Source organism: Dyadobacter pollutisoli, from assembly GCF_026625565.1.
GTDB lineage: Bacteria > Bacteroidota > Bacteroidia > Cytophagales > Spirosomataceae > Dyadobacter > Dyadobacter pollutisoli.
Genome location: NZ_CP112998.1, coordinates 2,957,507 through 2,973,768, shown reverse-complemented (window position 1 = coordinate 2,973,768; position 16,262 = coordinate 2,957,507). Strand labels below are relative to the sequence as shown.

Sequence of the window (16,262 nt, the reverse complement as noted above, 5' to 3'; positions counted from 1 at the left end):
CTGGTGTGAAATTGGTCCGGTTTCCTGCATAACGAATCGAAGTGAAATTAATTAACAGGGACAAAATTATTCAGGGCTACATTACCAGACGGTTAAGTTTAGCCAATAGTTCCGTAATGTTGGTTCAAGTGGTTATCAGGTGTTATTTTGCGAGAGAACCTCTTTTTAGTTTGATGAAAAGTAATGCAAAGGTTGGGCTTTCATACCTGGTTTATGTACATTTTCAATACGGAAACGATCATGTACAGCCACAACGGTAGCGGACCGGGCGTGTCTACATACATGTTATATGACCCTTTTCGAAAAAAAGGACTGATCATTCTGATGAACGGGGAGCTGTACGATTACGTGAGCTGGAGAAAACTGATTTCGCTTTTCTATTCCGACATTTAAGTCATGAAAATACATATCATGGGAGCTTCCTGTGCCGGTTCTACAACATTGGGCAATGCGTTGGCTGAGCGGGCGGGGACACCGTATTTCGATACAGACGATTATTTCTGGGTGCCCTCGGAGGTGCCGTATACAGTTAAACGAAACCCGGCACTTCGGAATCAGATGCTCATTGAAGATCTGTCTCGTCAGGAAAGCTGGATACTGGGAGGCTCGCTGATCAGCTGGGGGCCGGAATGGCAAGCCATGTTTGATCTGGTGGTGTTCTTGTACGTACCGCCAGAAATCAGGCTGCAACGTTTGGTACAAAGAGAACTGGAACGGTATGGAAACACGATTTACACGGATCCCGAACGTAACCGCCTGTTTCAGGAATTTATGGAGTGGGCATCCAAATATGACGACGTGACCTTCACCGGCAGGAATATCAGGATACACGAAAGCTGGTTGAAGGAAATCCCTTGCAAAGTGATTGAGATCAGGGGCGACACGACCGTCGAAGAGCGTCTGCGACTGGTTTTAAATGCGATGGAAGGATGATGTTTTTGGCTTTGCTTTTTTCTGTGAGCGATTACAGTTCACAGGTCGAAAATTGAGTTTAACCTAAGATATATTACAACCTGGCTGGCTCGTGTTTGCCGGGTCATGATCGCTGCATCACATTTGTACAGACTTTCAAATGAAGGTTCTTACATTATTTATTAGCGATCATGAAAAATTCAATTGTTTTACTTATTGCCTTCTGGTTGTCCATCGGATATGCAACCGCTCAGGATTCGGCCCGCTATCAGCTTCGTCTCTCAGTACCCATTATTGATCTGCCGCAAAATAAGGATTTGCCGTATAGCTACCCATCGATGAACCAGGCGCTGGAATTTTCGGCTGACTTGTACGAACTGAGTTACCTGGGTATTGACAAACTGGGTAATGCCCTTTTTAAACCCAGAAAGAAGGAATATACCCGGGGCAGGAAGATATTGAATGGCGCGTTTAAGTATCTGGCGAGTCTGGGTTTTGTGAAATACGGCAGCGAACTCCCGATTCCGTTGGGCGTGTGGGCGCACGAAGAGTTTCACAGAGCGGTACTAGGTGTCAACGACATCGATTCCAAAAATGGAAACTGGTTTCCACATCGGTGGGACGGGACGGTCTACGGGGTGGGCGACCAGGACCTCAGTATTCTCAAAAGCAAAGATCCAAGTCAGTTGCTTTATTCCTATGTTGCTGGCGTACAGTCGGAAATATTGCTCAATCGGAAAATATCGGTTCAGGATTTTTACAAAAAAAGGACATTAGCCAAAAATGCATTGATACTTTACAATGCATGGTATGTATGGGATTATTTCAAATTTTCTGCCAGTTCTCAGAGCGATTCCGTAAAAGTATGGGTGTCGAAAAACGAAAATCCAGATCCCAAAGAGCGTGATTTCGCCGGTGCCGACCTTACTGCCTGGGCCTACGATATGTTTAGTCCCGAAAAGCCGTACACCGACAGGGATAAGTTTCCGAATGGGGAAGGGGTCAACCGCAGAATTGGTTATTCGGAACTGTCTGAGGAAGCTCAAAAATACCTGTTGAATCAAAAGAAATTGTCCCTGCTCAACTTCGTGAATCCGGCGATTTTCTTCATCAACCGCATTCCGCTGGGTAAGCATTCTTCATTCAATTTCTTCCTCCAATATGCACCGACGCATTTTGGTAACAATCTGGCGCTCATGCTTCCGGTACAATACCGTAACACTGATTTTCTGATTGGGCTGCATCGGTTCAGCAATTTTAAGTCGCAAGGCTACGGACTTGATCTGGGGTTATACAACCGGCAACTTTCAAAACGATTGAAAACTGACGTGGTACTACACTTTTGGGACCAGCCCACCTCTTTTTATAAGGACAAAAAGATTACGGGCGGTTCTTTCCAGATTGACGGACGATACCGGGTAGCGGGCAATGTTTCAATTTCGTTGTCTGTGGTGGGTAAAACCAAGGGCTGGGAGATGGGAAGTCCCTACCTCAAATCCAATGTTTCGTCACGTCTGGGACTTGCGTATGCTTTGAAGTAAGCTGTAAAACTCTGTATAAACACAAAAAAGGTTAAGGGACAACTCCCTTACCTTTTTTGTGTTGAATGTGATATTCAATTCAGTCAATTTGTGCCGACGATGTCTTCCAGCGCCAGGAAGATATTCAATGGATATTCGGCGATGCGGTTGCATAAGTAGAGATACCATTCCTTGCCGTACACAAAATACAGCTTCGTGGCATAACCTTCGGCTTTCAGATCCAGAAGCTGCTGAGTACGGATTCCGTAAAGGCTCTCGAATTCATACAGATCTTTGTCAGGCTGATATAGGTCAACCAGTTTTTTTGCCCTTTGCTGGATCGTGCCGTGGTGCGTTGCAATGGAACATTTGTGCTTGCGGGATAGCAGTTGATCTATAAAATTCAGGTATACGTCGTCGAGCTGCTCTCCTCTGGATAGTGAAAGCCCGTTTGGAGTTTCAAATGCGCCCTTCACGATCCTGATCCGACCATTTCGTTTGATTACTTCCTGAAAATCATCCTGCGTTCGGTGCAGGTAGGCTTGCAATGTGATGGCAATGTTGCTATGGGTTTTGGAGATTTCAAAATAACTATCCAGAATCGCATCGGTGCGTTCTGTGCCTTCTGCACTGATAATTACCTCAATTCCGGCGGCAGAAGCCTCGGTGCAAATCAGGTTTAAATGATGCAGGCATAAATCCTTTGAAATAGCAAGACCAATGTGAGACAAGTCCAGTGAAACGGTTGAATGCAGGCCTGCTGAATGTATTTTTCTGCAAATTGTGACAAACTCGTCGGTTGCGTCGCGGGCCTCATTTTCCGTCCTGGTACTTTCACCGATAAATTCCAGTGAGCATTTAAACCCGTTCTGATTTTCCTTAGCAACCTTGATCGCTGCTTCTTCCAGCGTTTCCCCGCCAATGTACCGGTCTGCCGCCCGTTTCAAGGTTTTAAATAGCACCGGATTGTCCAGTATGTATTCCTTCGCGCCTTCGTTTAACGCGGCTTTTTTCAAGGCATTTGTGCCAATGCTGAGCAAGTTTTCCAATGTGATTTTTTATAAATGGCCAATAGTACCGTATTGGTACAAAGGTGGCTTTTTGCTCCCGAAAGCGATAAGATAATCGCAGCCAGTTCGTGAACGGTTATTCAAAAATGCTGCTAGGGAAATAGTATTGCCTGTGTAATAATTCGTATATTACTCTGCATAAATTCGCGAATTAATATTACGTCCCCGAAGCGACATATGAAGTTTATTCTTTATTGTTTTTTATCTATTTCGGCGCTGTGGGTAACCTCATTAGCCGCGACCGCCCAAAACAAACCGATTCATTTCAAACGTCTTTCCGTTGAAAACGGGCTGCTGAATAACGACGTAAACTGCGTTTTTCAGGATAGAAAAGGCTTCATTTGGATCGGGACCAATGGGGGACTGAACCGGTACGACGGACATGAGTTCAAAGTGTATAAGAATAATGAAAAGGACGCAGGTAGCCTGAGCAATGACGTGGTTATGAGCCTTGCGGAGGACAAGTCGGGAAATCTCTGGATTGGAACCGCCGGTGGAGGGCTTAATATGCTGGACCGGGACAGGGGCACTTTTCAGACTTATATGCATGACGAGAAAAATGAAAAAAGCATTGCCGGTAACTTGATCCATCGCATTGTTTTTGACAAAAATGGCAAATTGTGGGTCGCAACCACTGCGGGCCTGGATGTGTTCGACACCAGCGAAAGGGTTGCGGCCACTCATTATAAGTTTAATACCAAAAATCAGAAAAGCATTAGCAGCGACAATGTATACGCCGTTTTTTGTGACCGGGAAAACAATATGTGGGTAGGTACCTCACAGGGTCTTGACCTGCTGGACCGCAAAACCGGCCTGTTCAGCAGATTGATTCCTGCCGAGGAAAAAGAAAACCACCACCCTGCAAATGATGTCCGGTGTATTTATCAGGACAGCAAAGGCAGGATGTGGATCGGCAGCTACCGGGGTGGACTCAGTTTGTACCAGAAAAATGACGGGACATTTCGCCGGTTCAAAAATGACCCCGCTAATCCTGCATCGATATCGAATAATAGTGTCACCAGCATCAACGAGAATGAGGGGGACATTTGGGCGGGAACAGAAAACGGGGGACTCAACATTCTGGATACAGAAAAGTGGACATTTGCTGTGCACGCCTACGACGAAGTTGACCCGAGCAGCATTGGAGGAAATTCGGTAGACTGCATTTACAAGGACCGTGAAAACAACTTGTGGCTGGGGATATACAGTGCCGGGACCAGCACTTATAAAAGCAGCAATGGTTTCGAGCATTATCGGCACGATGCCTCTGCGGGCAGCCTTTCGCACAATTTTGTCCTATGTTTTTTTGAAGACGAGGATAAAAAGCTTTGGATCGGTACCGATGGTGGAGGCTTGAATTTATACGATCCGGTTACTTCTAAGTTTAAGGCTTACCGACAGCAAAAATCGGGTACCGGAATTTCGGGTGATTTTGTTCTCGCCATTGTGAGCGACGATGAGCATAAGCTTTGGATAGGAACTTGGGGGGAAGGTGTGAATGTGTTTGATCCAAAAACGGGACAGTTTAAGGTCTTCAAACATCAGGCGGGCGTGGCCAATAGCTTGCAGAGCGACAACGTATACGCAATCGCCAAAACACCTGACAAAAGGATATGGCTCAGCACCTATGGAGACGGAATAGATGCCTACGACCCGGAAAAGAAGGTTTTTGAACATTATATGAACGTTCCCGGCAAGGCGGGAACCCTTTCCGATAATACTGTCAATTGTTTGTTAACCGACCGTAAAGGAAACCTATGGGTGGGTACAAGTACCGGAGAGCTAAACCGCTATGACCAGAAGACTGATCAATTCGCCGTGTACCGGTTTTCTGGCAACGGACGGCAATCCAGTGCGATCCATAGCCTCACTGAGGACCGGCAAGGGATATTGTGGCTTTGTACCATCAAAGGACTGATCCGTTTCGATCCGCGAACGGGTATTTTTAAAAAGTACACGACAGAACATGGGCTGATCAGCAATGTCACAGAAGCCATTGTCGAAGATAACCAGGGAATGCTCTGGATCGGTACGATAGCGGGACTTGCCATGCTCGATCCCAAAACTGAAAAATTTAAAAATTATTCGATAGAGTATGGGCTGCAGGGCCGGGAGTTTAAACAAAAATCGGCCTTTCGGGATCATGAAGGTAAATTATACTTCGGCGGTGTTAATGGGTTCAACAAGTTCGATCCTGCCGGAGTCCATGCCGATGCGACGACTTACCCGATTGTCATCACCAATTTCAGGGTCAATAATAAGGAAGTGATGAGGACAAAAACCGGAGCGCAGGTGACATTATTGCCCCATGATATTTCGGAGACGACGTCGATCACACTTCCTTATAATCAGTCCTTTATATCCTTCGATTACTCGGCACTGGATTTTACGTCGTCCCAAAAGAATTATGCATACTTTCTCGAAAATTTTGACAAAGACTGGAATTATCCGGGGGTAGAAAATACCGCAGTCTACACCAACCTGCCTCCCGGGGAGTATTTTTTTAAAGTCAAAGCGCAAAACCTATCAGGCGACTGGGTTGTAAGTCCTAATGCGCTGACTATCATCATTACACCGCCATTCTGGGCGACCTGGTGGTTCCGGATATTGGCAGTTCTGTCAGGGGCTTTGCTCGTTTATTTATTTTACAAACAACGAGTTAATGGCATTGTCAGCCAGAAAGCGGAACTGGAAAAACTGGTAGAAGAACGTACGATGATTGTGCAAAAACAATCGGAGGAGCTGCACGCCCAGTCGGAACATTTGCAGTCATTGAATGAAGAATTGCAGTCCCAGTCCGAAGAACTGAGGGTTCAGGCAGAGGAATTGCATGAGCAGCACGAGCAGGAACAGCTTGCCAGGGAAGAGGCCGAGAGGGCCAATCAGGCTAAGAGTATTTTCCTGGCGACCATGAGCCATGAAATCAGGACACCAATGAATGGGGTCATCGGCATGACCGCATTGCTATCAGAAACTGAATTGACGAAAGAGCAGGAGGAATATACCAGGACGATAGCCGCCTGCGGCGAAACGCTGGTGAGTGTGATCAACGACATTCTGGATTTTTCTAAAATCGAGTCTGGTAAGATTGACCTGGAAGAGCGCGAATATGAGCTCCGGCTTACCATTGAGGAAACGATGGATCTTTTCGCATTGCCTGCGTTTAGGAAAAATATCGATCTCGTTTATTTCATTGATCCCGATCTGCCCGAGTACCTGATTGGCGACAGTTTGAGATTGAAGCAGGTTTTGATCAACCTGATCAACAATGCCCTTAAATTTACAGCAGAGGGTCAGGTTTACATACATGTGTCCAAATATGCAGATGCGGCTCATGGTGAAATGGGTGTTGGCTTTGCTGTGGAGGACACCGGGATCGGGATCCGCGAGGATAATCTGTCCAATTTATTCAAAGCGTTTTCACAGGTCGATTCCTCTATCAATCGCCGGTATGGAGGCACGGGGCTTGGTTTGGTGATCTGTGAACGGCTGATCCGTTTAATGGGCGGGGAGATCAGCGTGAAAAGTGAGTACGGCAAGGGTTCCGCATTTCATTTTTATATTTCTACAAAATTCAGTGATAAAGCCTCAGAAGAGGCGGGCGGAGCCAATGCTTTATCGGGGCTTGAAGGCAAGTCGGTTTTACTGGTTGACGATAACCAGACCAATCTGGGCATCCTAAAAAAATATCTTCAGCAGTGGAAAATTGACCCGATACTGGCCTCTACGGCGAGCCAGGCCCGTGGTATTCTGGCCATTAATAAAAGCATTGGGCTGGTCATTACGGATATGCATTTGCCGAAAGAGGATGGCCTCTCCCTGGCACGGGCGATCCACAAAGAGAAGCAGCCGCGTCCGGTTATTCTGATGACTTCTGCCGGAGAAGAGGTAAAAGCGAAATCCCGTGAGCTGTTTTCGGGTATTTTGAGCAAGCCGGTAAAAAGATCACATTTGGAAAAGAGCATCTACGCCGCTTTGACCAATCAGGTGCATTATCCTTCTGAAGCAGCTGTCGATACCAAAATGCTGGATGAAAAATTCTCGAAGGAATATCCGCTCGAATTGCTGGTTGCGGAGGATAACCTGGTCAACCAGAAGTTTATAGAGTATGTTTTAAAGAAATTGGGTTATGAAATTGTCATTGCCAACCACGGGGCAGAAGTTTTGGAAAAGCTTTCACAAAAGTCTTATGATGTGATATTGATGGACGTCCAAATGCCAGAAATGGACGGCCTGGAAGCTACAAGAATAATCAGGCAGCGGTACGGACCCCTGCCTTACATAGTCGCCTTGACGGCCAATGCAATGAGCGAGGACAGAAATAACTGTCTGAATGCCGGAATGGATGATTACATGGCGAAACCGATGAAGCTGGATGTGATCAAAATCGTACTCAAAAGAGCATTTCAAAAGATCCATCACCTGGAAGTGGACGCCTGATGAAAGGAGCATTATTTGCCATTTATGGTAATATTTTTCAATAAAATGACCTTAAAATTATAAAAAACATCAAAATACAGTCATTACTAATCAAATCAAGAAGTGTTTTTAGTATTATTTTGCTTTAAAATTGTATTGTGAAAATCGATCGATTTCTACGTACTAGTTTTGGTCAAATAATAGTATAAATACTACTTATCGACTGTTTTTAACATTTTATGGACAAATCACAACAAACAGATGAAGACAAAAAACCATTCTTTCTTTTAGATATCCTCTAAACCGCAAGACAGTTTAGACCCGCAAGTGCTTCTGACAGAAGCGTGATGGCAAAATGACGCTTACAAAACCGCATGGTTTCGGACAGTACCCGCTTTTTCTATGAATTCTCTGGCCAGGAAGGATTGAAAAGGGGTTTATGAGCTTTCTAAACGGATAACGAATGTATGAACACGATCGCGGAGGGTCGCCTATGAATACTGAAAAGCGCTGATGAATCATTAACGTGTATAGTAAACCGTTCGATGCATTCGGCTGGCATTACTACGCGCATTGACAGCAGCTCACATTTTTCATTTCTCACTTAACCAATTAACTTTTTATGAACCAAATAATACAAAGCTCCATGATGGGGCATTGCAGGCTTCTTTGTGCCATGCTGGTGACGGGAGTTGCAGTTTCCCGCGCGCCGGTCAACGCAGCGATGGCCGCCAAAACAGTGGAAATCCACCTTAACCTGCGAATTGACAAAACGCTGACCGGAAAGGTTAGCGACGAAAAAAATGGTGCGTTACCAGGTGTAAGCGTCATTGTGAAGGGTACAAGCCGCGGTACCACTACAGGCAGCGACGGTAATTTCAGTCTGACGGTCGAAGACGCGGCGCAGACCTTGACATTCTCCTTCATTGGCTACACTTCCCAGGACATTGTTATTGGCAATCAGTCCTCATTCAATGTTACATTAGTTCCCAGCAGTGAGGAGCTTACCGAGGTGGTTGTGGTGGGTTATGGAACGCAATCGTCGGCGGCGGTGACAGGCGCTGTGAGTAATATTCAGGCCAGGGACCTGATCAGGACTCCGTCGATCGGAACTTCAGACGCACTGGTGGGCCGGGTGCAGGGTATCACGGCACGTAAAGCCGATGCCCGTCCCGGTGCCGCTACTTCCATTCAGATCCGAAACCTTGGAACGCCGCTGTATGTCATCGACGGTGTTCCTTCCGATGCGGCCAACTTCAATAACCTCGGGCAAAACGATATTGAAAGCATTTCGATCCTGAAAGATGCATCCGCGGCAATATACGGCCTTCGTGCTGCAAACGGGGTTGTGCTCGTGACGACTAAACGTGGTAAGGCGGGCGATGGTCCGGCCAAGATCAACCTTTCGGGTTACTATGGACTTCAAAACTTTACCAGATATCCGAAGCCCGCCAGTGCCTACCAGCATATGCGTGGCCTTGTGGAGTCGGATGTGAACCAGGGACGGGTGCCTTCTATCACGCCGGAAGAACTGGCCAAATGGAAAGCCGGGACTGAAAAAGGTTACCAGAGTTTTGACTATTACAAGATGGTGATGCGTCCCAATGTGCCTCAGTTTTCGCTGAATGCCAACGTTTCTGGTGGTACCGAAAAGATAAGTTATTTCCTGTCCGTCGGGCACCTTAATCAGGATGCTCTTATCCGCGATTACAGCTTCAAACGTACCAACATTCAGGCGAACGTTGAATCGAATATTACCAAAAGGCTGAAAGTAGGCGCGCAGATAAGTGGCCGCATCGAAGACCGTTTTCAGGTAGGTGTACCGGGTCTGGACGATTATTTCAACCCTTTCCTAAGTATTTTCACCATGTGGCCGACGGAGCGTCCTTATGCGAACGACAATCCAAAATACATTAACCAGACTCACAATGTGAATGTAAACCCTGCTACCTACAAAAAGGAAGTGACGGGGTACATTGACGAAATAGACCGCGTTGTCAAAGGCAACTTTTACGCAGAATATGATTTTGCGTTTGGACTGAAAGCGAAAGGTACCTATTCGTACCAGTTCCGGAATTTTGACTTCGACGGTTTCGAATATACCTACGATGCTTACTCTTATGACAAAACCAATGATACCTATAATGTAGTGCCCGGTGGCGGTAATCAAAATCCGTGGCGTGAACGTCGCAAACGGAATGTGGTGGACCGGTTTGCACAGTTTCAGCTGAATTATAGCAAAGTGTTAGGTGATCATGAAATATCCGCTGTGGCGGCGTACGAGCAATCCGACAATGTCAATACTTATATGGTTGTCCACACTGTGCCGCCGAATAACTATATCCCATTAATGTCATTTGCGAATCAGGATCTGCTGATCGATGAATGGAGTACCGAGGCAAGGGCAGGGTATATTGGCCGGGTCAATTATAGTTACAAACAAAAATACCTGATCGAAGGTGTGGGGCGCTATGACGGGTCATTCCTGTATGCGCCGGGCAAACGTTTCGGTTTTTTTCCTGGCGTATCGGCCGGATGGCGTATTTCGGAAGAAAATTTTTTCAAAGGAAAGCTTGAAAACGTATTCAGCAATCTGAAAATCCGTGCCTCTTATGGCCGTACGGGTAGTGACAGGCTTAGCAATGACGCATTCCTGGTGACACCGTTCAGTTATTTGCCGGGGTATAACTTTTTGCAAGGCAGCGCGATTTTCAATGGTACCTATAACATTGGTGTGAGGCCGAGAGGGTTACCGATCACTACATTGTCCTGGATCACCAATATTTCCACCAACATTGGCTTGGATTTTGGTTTACTGGAAGGAAAATTAAATGGCCAGGTTGATATTTTTGAAAGAAAAAGAGAAGGACTTCCTGCGGCACGTTATGATGTTTTGCTGCCGTCCGAGGTAGGTTACACATTGCCCAACGAGAACCTGAACAGTGACACGCACCGTGGTATCGAGGGCGTATTGACCTATAAAAGCTCAGTAGGGCAGATTGATTATACGATCAGCGCTAATGCAACACTTTCGCGTCGCCGTGACCTGGATTTCTATAAACCACGCTTTGGAAACTCTTATAACGAGTACCGCGACTCTTTTGTGGATCGTTGGGGAAACATCAACTGGGGTTATCAGGTGGTAGGACAGTTCCAATCACAGCAGGAAATAGAAAGCCACACGGTCAACAATGACGGCCAGGGTAACAGGACCCAGCTGCCGGGGGACTTCATTTATAAAGATGTAAATGGTGACGGTATCATCAACAACCTCGACGAGCGCCCGATCGGGTATGCCGAAGGAGCGAACCCATACATGAGTTTTGCATTGAATGGTAGTGTGGCGTACAAAGGCTTTTCATTGTTTTTTGATTTTGCCGGTGCGTCTCTGCAAAGCTTCCAGCGCAATTGGGAGCTGAAAATACCTTACCAAAACAATGGAACTTCACCCCATTTTATGCTGGAAGACCGCTGGCATCGCGAAGATCCGTACGATCCAAGCAGCAAATGGATTCCTGGTACTTATCCTGCGATCAGAAAAGATAATTCGAGCCATGTTAATTTCCGGAAAAGTGATTTCTGGATTACTAACGTCAGGTACATCCGTTTGCGCAACATTGAACTGGGATACAATTTTGATCAGAAAATTTTCAAAAAACTGGGACTTCGCGTGTACGTCAATGCCAGCAACCTGTTCTCGATCGATAATGTAAAAAAGTATGAGATCGATCCGGAGATTTCGTCGGGCAACGCGCTCGTTTATCCGCAGCAGCGACTGTTCAATGCAGGTTTTAACATCACTTTTTAATTCAAATCAGCTATGCCAAAATTTTCAAAATATATCCTGGTCTTAGCGATCCTGATCCTCTCGGGATGTGCGGAAGAATGGCTCGACAGAAAGCCACAGAACATCATTCTCGAAGAACAGGTCTGGAATGACTCGAAAATGATAACCGGCCTTCTTGCCAATTATTACGATCGCCTGCCTGCCCACACGTCGCTCACCACGGGCTGGGCCGAGTTTGCGGCTTATGATGAAGCCATGTGGTCCAACAATGACGATGGCAGAAACAATATCGTTTCTTATCCGTTCGATCGGTGGCGGTATTGGGACTACGGCCTGATCAGGGACATTAACCTGGCCATCGAGAACATTGGAACATATAGTACTTCGCTGTCGGAAGTGCAGAAAACACAGTTTTCGGCTGAATTCCGTTTCCTCAGGGCATTCGTTTATTTTGAACTCGTAAAACGAATGGGCGGAGTGCCGCTTGTGACCCAGCAGCTTATTTACGATTACAACGGCGATCCGTCCTATCTGCAGCTGCCGCGCAGCAAGGAAGAAGCAGTATATGATTTTATTGCATCGGAGCTGGATGCGATCAAAGAGCAGCTGGGCAATGGCGGCAGCAACACGCGGGCCAACAAGTTTACTGCTATGGCATTAAAAAGCCGTGCGATGCTGTACGCCGGATCCATTGCGAAGTACAATAGCCTTTTGCCTTCACCGATTTCCACACCGGGTGGAGAGGTAGGTATTCCTGCGTCAAGGGCTAGTGATTATTATGCCAAATCGCTCGCTGCATCTGAAGAGATTATCAATAGCGGTGCCTATCAGCTTTACAAGACCAACCCTGATCTGGGGGAGAACTTTTACGATGCCATTACCAAGAAATCGGCCAACCCGGAGGTGATCCTGGCGCAGGACTTTTTGGTCAGTAAGGATAAACGGCACGGGTTCACGTACGATAACATTGCCCGCAATGTACGTGAGGACAACCTTTCGTCCTCATCCATCACGCCGTCGCTCAATCTGGTGGAAGATTTCGAGTACCTCGACGGTACCTCGGGCGAGTTGAAAACCAGAAATGCGGGTAACACGGATTATATTTACTATGACAATGTACAGGGCGTTTTTGCTAATAAAGATGCGCGTCTATATGGTACTGTCATTTATCCCGGCACTTCATTCCGCGGCATTCCGGTGCAGATTCAAGCTGGTGTGAAAGTTTGGAACCAGGCCACAAGCAGCTTTCAGAATGTGGAATCCAATACATTGGGCTCAACTTATGAGGATGGCGGCTTACTGACCGGGTCGTCGGGCCCACAGCGCTCCCAGACTGAGGTGACTAACTCAGGTTTTTATCTGAGAAAATATGTAGACCAAACTGCCATGTCGAGCACGCGTGGTATTCGCAGCGATATGTGGTGGATCCGTTTTCGTCTTGGGGAAATATATCTGAATGCGGGCGAGGCAGCTTTTGAATTGGGTCAAACCGCCAATGCACTTAAATATGTAAACCTGGTGCGCGAACGTGCAGGATTTGGTGCGAATAGCCTTAAAACACTGACATTGGACCGGTTGAAAAATGAAAGACGCGTAGAGCTGGCGTTCGAAGATCACCGGGTTTGGGACCTGATCCGGTGGAGAACAGCCCATGAGGTATGGAATGGAAATGCTTCCAATCCTGATGCGGTTATTTATGCGCTCTATCCTTACCGGGTTGTGCGCCCCGGGCATGCCACGCACGGAAAATATGTGTTTGATAAGCTGGTAGCGCCTCGTTTCCGTGCACCACGGTTTTTTCAAATGGGCAATTACTATTCGTCCATTGAACAGATTGTCATCGATAATAATCCAAAAATCGTTCGGAACCCATTCCATTGATCCATTGATATGAAAACGAAAATATTCATGATCGCGCAGCTGCTGTGCGTACTTACATTCGCCACCGTGCTGTCGTCCTGCGAAAAGGACAGCCGGCCTGAGCCAAAGTCTGTGCTGAAAGGCCGTGTGGTTTACGACGGCCAGCCTGTTAATGTGCGTTCCAATGGCGTACAGCTTGAAATATGGCAGCGAGGCTATCAGCTGTTTACCAAAATCCCGGTTTATGTAAATCAGGACGGCACATTTTCCGCATCGCTTTTTGACGGTAACTACAAGCTGGTGCGTCTGCCCGGAAATGGTCCGTGGCTTGACAATAAAGACACCATTGAGGTAGAACTTCGTGGTACCAAAGAATTGGACGTCCCGGTTCAGCCCTACTTCGTTTTTCAGAATGATACCTACTCGAAAGGAGAGGGGAAAGTGTCGGCAACCTTTAACTTAAAGCAGCTAAACACCTCACGAAATCTGGAAAGGGTCAATCTGTACATTGGAAAGACGACGATCGTTGACCCGAACAACAATGACGGGAATGCTCAGGAAGTGGCAGCCAATATCACGGATCTGACCAAGCCCATCTCCCTCACGGTGACACTTCCGGCAGCATTGGCTGGCCGTGACTACATCTACGCCAGGATCGGTGTGAAAACATCAGGGGTGGGTGAAATGCTTTTTGGCGCACCCCAGAAGGTGATGTTGAAGTAGTCAGGCTCAGAGTAAAATGAAGCCTTCCCTGTTTTCAAAATGGGGAAGGCTTCATTTTTTTGGGTAAGTATGCTCTTTCATGGCCAGCTTCGGCCTTTTGTCGATTTCAATGCCTACGTTGCCGCTGGGTACGGCTTACACGATTTGGACGGTCATAGTGCCGCCGGTGCGCTGATCGTCGGAGTAGTATTACTTGGTGAAGAAATAACGGTAGCCCGTTCGCACGCTGCGCTGCTGATTGTGGCCGGAATCGTTCTAATGAAGCTTTCTGCAAGCCACTGATATCATTGATTAGTGACTAAAAAATCATTAAAAGACTTTTATCTATAAAACTACTTGGTTATGTGAAAGAAGGATTTTGTGCCGTTTTTAGGTCAAAAAGGCACAAAATATTGAAAAGGGGCTTCTAAACGTAAAATAAAGTAAAAATAACTTTGGATTATACCATTTTAAATATACTTTTAATTCCTTATCGTCAAATTAATATTACAAAATTAACAACAACTACCCTGCATGAAAACAAAATTTACCTCCCTATCAGTACTCGTATTAGCTTTAAGCTTTGGTCTTTCAATGTCTGCGTTTGCGCAGGGTAACATTGATAATCACAATATCACAGTTGTCATACCGACTGTGGCATTATTGGATATCGAACCGAGCGGATCAAAAGATATTACTGCAACATTTGTCGCCCCTACCGAAGCTGGTGACAAAATTACTCTGCCAGCCAATAACACCTCGTTATGGTTAAATTATTCATCTATTCAGACCGGTAGCACATTAAAGCGCGTGAGTGTTGAAGCAGATGTACTTGTGGCTGGTATCGACATTAACCTGGTAGCAGGTGCCTCCGGAACAGGCGATGGAACGCTTGGAACCCCCCAGGCAGCGCTCACCCTTACGATGGATCCTCAGATACTTGTCAATGGAATCGGGAGCGCTTACACAGTTTCCGGCCAAAATCAGGGGCATCAGCTTACTTACTCATTTGTTGCGGCTGATGATAACTATGCAAACATCCGCTCCGGAAGCCCTGTAGTGGTAGTCACATACACGCTGGAAGATTACTGATCGTCTATTATCCGGGCCTGAGCTATGTTCAGGCCCGGATGAAGCAAGTTTTGTCGAACGATTTCTTATTTGCAATGAAATTAGCAGCTGTATTAGCCCTTATACTGCTGACTCCCTGCTATATACAGGCATCAGTGGTTATCTTGAATGGATTGTCACACACACATACGTTGAGCAGCGTGGACACTCCCGTTCAGGGAGTTATCCGCGTTAAAAATGAAGGCCCGAAAGAGTCACGTATAGTAGTATACCGTCAGGATCTTGTTCCTGAGTGTGGAAAGGGATTTTCATATCCTCAGGCCGGAAGCCACGCCAGGTCGCTGGGTAATGCACTGAAAACGAATGTCGACGAGAAATTGCTGGCTTCCAATGAAGAGTACGACCTTCGTTACGTGATCGGGATGGATAAGGACAAAACATCTCCGGGGACCTACTGGGAAGTGGTGATGGTGGAGGTTGGTGAGCCCATCCGGGAGCGGCAAAAAAACGGCATTGAAGTAAGTTCAAGCGTGCGCTACGCCATACAGGTAATCGTGGATGTTGCCAGTTTTGAAAGTCCGGAGTTAACGTATGAAAATGTAACTTTTAACAAAGTACCGGATCAACAGGGCTCGCTAAACATTACGCTGAAAAATAAAGGGGTATTCGGTATCCGTGCCAGCGTGGTGTTGGAGGTTTACGATGCTTCGGGCAACAAGGTGAAGACAACTGAACCTATTAACCGAATGCTTTATCCAGGCCATTGCAGCACATTTGAAATAGCTCTGAACAATTTGCCCAGAGGCAAATACGATTGTGTCATTGTTGCGGATACGAAGCAGGATTTATTCGGTTCGAATATCTCGTTACAGATTGAGTAACCATTAAAAGTATATTGATCCGTCTCGTTTTTATATTAAT

11 protein-coding genes are annotated in these 16,262 nt (G+C 46.4%); 10 read left to right on the top strand and 1 reads right to left on the bottom strand.

Annotation, left to right across the window (positions count from 1 at the left end):
* Positions 1-213: 213 nt before the first annotated feature.
* The 3 genes from ON006_RS12260 (at position 214) to ON006_RS12250 (ending at position 2,453) form a co-directional block, all read left to right on the top strand.
* Entirely contained in the window at positions 214-393 is a 180-nt protein-coding gene (locus ON006_RS12260; RefSeq protein WP_244820077.1) for a hypothetical protein, read from the top strand.
* Between the two features lie 3 nt (positions 394-396).
* Positions 397-933 (top strand): AAA family ATPase, encoded by a 537-nt coding sequence (locus ON006_RS12255; RefSeq protein WP_244820076.1) that lies wholly within the window; start codon positions 397-399, stop codon positions 931-933.
* Between the two features lie 170 nt (positions 934-1,103).
* Positions 1,104-2,453, top strand: a complete 1,350-nt coding sequence (locus tag ON006_RS12250) for a hypothetical protein (protein WP_244820075.1) — start codon at positions 1,104-1,106, stop codon at positions 2,451-2,453.
* Positions 2,454-2,536: 83 nt separating this feature from the next.
* Here ON006_RS12250 and ON006_RS12245 read toward each other — a convergent pair whose 3' ends face one another.
* A complete protein-coding gene (locus ON006_RS12245; protein WP_244820074.1) occupies positions 2,537-3,481 on the bottom strand; it encodes a proline dehydrogenase family protein in 945 nt (314 codons plus the stop codon).
* Between the two features lie 198 nt (positions 3,482-3,679).
* On the opposite strand from ON006_RS12245, the gene ON006_RS12240 reads away from it, so the two are divergent.
* From ON006_RS12240 to ON006_RS12210, 7 genes are all read left to right on the top strand, one after another.
* Positions 3,680-7,942, top strand: coding sequence for a hybrid sensor histidine kinase/response regulator (locus tag ON006_RS12240; RefSeq protein ID WP_244820073.1), 4,263 nt, complete (start codon positions 3,680-3,682; stop codon positions 7,940-7,942).
* A 703-nt stretch (positions 7,943-8,645) separates the two neighbouring features.
* Positions 8,646-11,729 (top strand): SusC/RagA family TonB-linked outer membrane protein, encoded by a 3,084-nt coding sequence (locus ON006_RS12235; RefSeq protein ID WP_244820527.1) that lies wholly within the window; start codon positions 8,646-8,648, stop codon positions 11,727-11,729.
* 12 nt (positions 11,730-11,741) lie between these two features.
* A complete protein-coding gene (locus ON006_RS12230) occupies positions 11,742-13,589 on the top strand; it encodes a RagB/SusD family nutrient uptake outer membrane protein (RefSeq protein WP_244820072.1) in 1,848 nt (615 codons plus the stop codon).
* A 9-nt stretch (positions 13,590-13,598) separates the two neighbouring features.
* Positions 13,599-14,291 carry a DUF3823 domain-containing protein gene (locus tag ON006_RS12225; protein WP_244820071.1) on the top strand — a complete coding sequence of 231 codons (693 nt, stop codon included), beginning with the start codon at positions 13,599-13,601 and terminating at the stop codon, positions 14,289-14,291.
* Between the two features lie 39 nt (positions 14,292-14,330).
* On the top strand, positions 14,331-14,573 hold the full coding sequence (locus tag ON006_RS32435) for a DMT family transporter (RefSeq protein WP_244820070.1): 243 nt from the start codon (positions 14,331-14,333) through the stop codon (positions 14,571-14,573).
* 231 nt (positions 14,574-14,804) lie between these two features.
* Positions 14,805-15,362, top strand: a complete 558-nt coding sequence (locus tag ON006_RS12215) for a hypothetical protein (RefSeq protein ID WP_244820069.1) — start codon at positions 14,805-14,807, stop codon at positions 15,360-15,362.
* A gap of 74 nt (positions 15,363-15,436) precedes the next feature.
* Positions 15,437-16,222, top strand: coding sequence for a hypothetical protein (locus ON006_RS12210; RefSeq protein ID WP_244820068.1), 786 nt, complete (start codon positions 15,437-15,439; stop codon positions 16,220-16,222).
* Positions 16,223-16,262 lie beyond the last annotated feature (40 nt).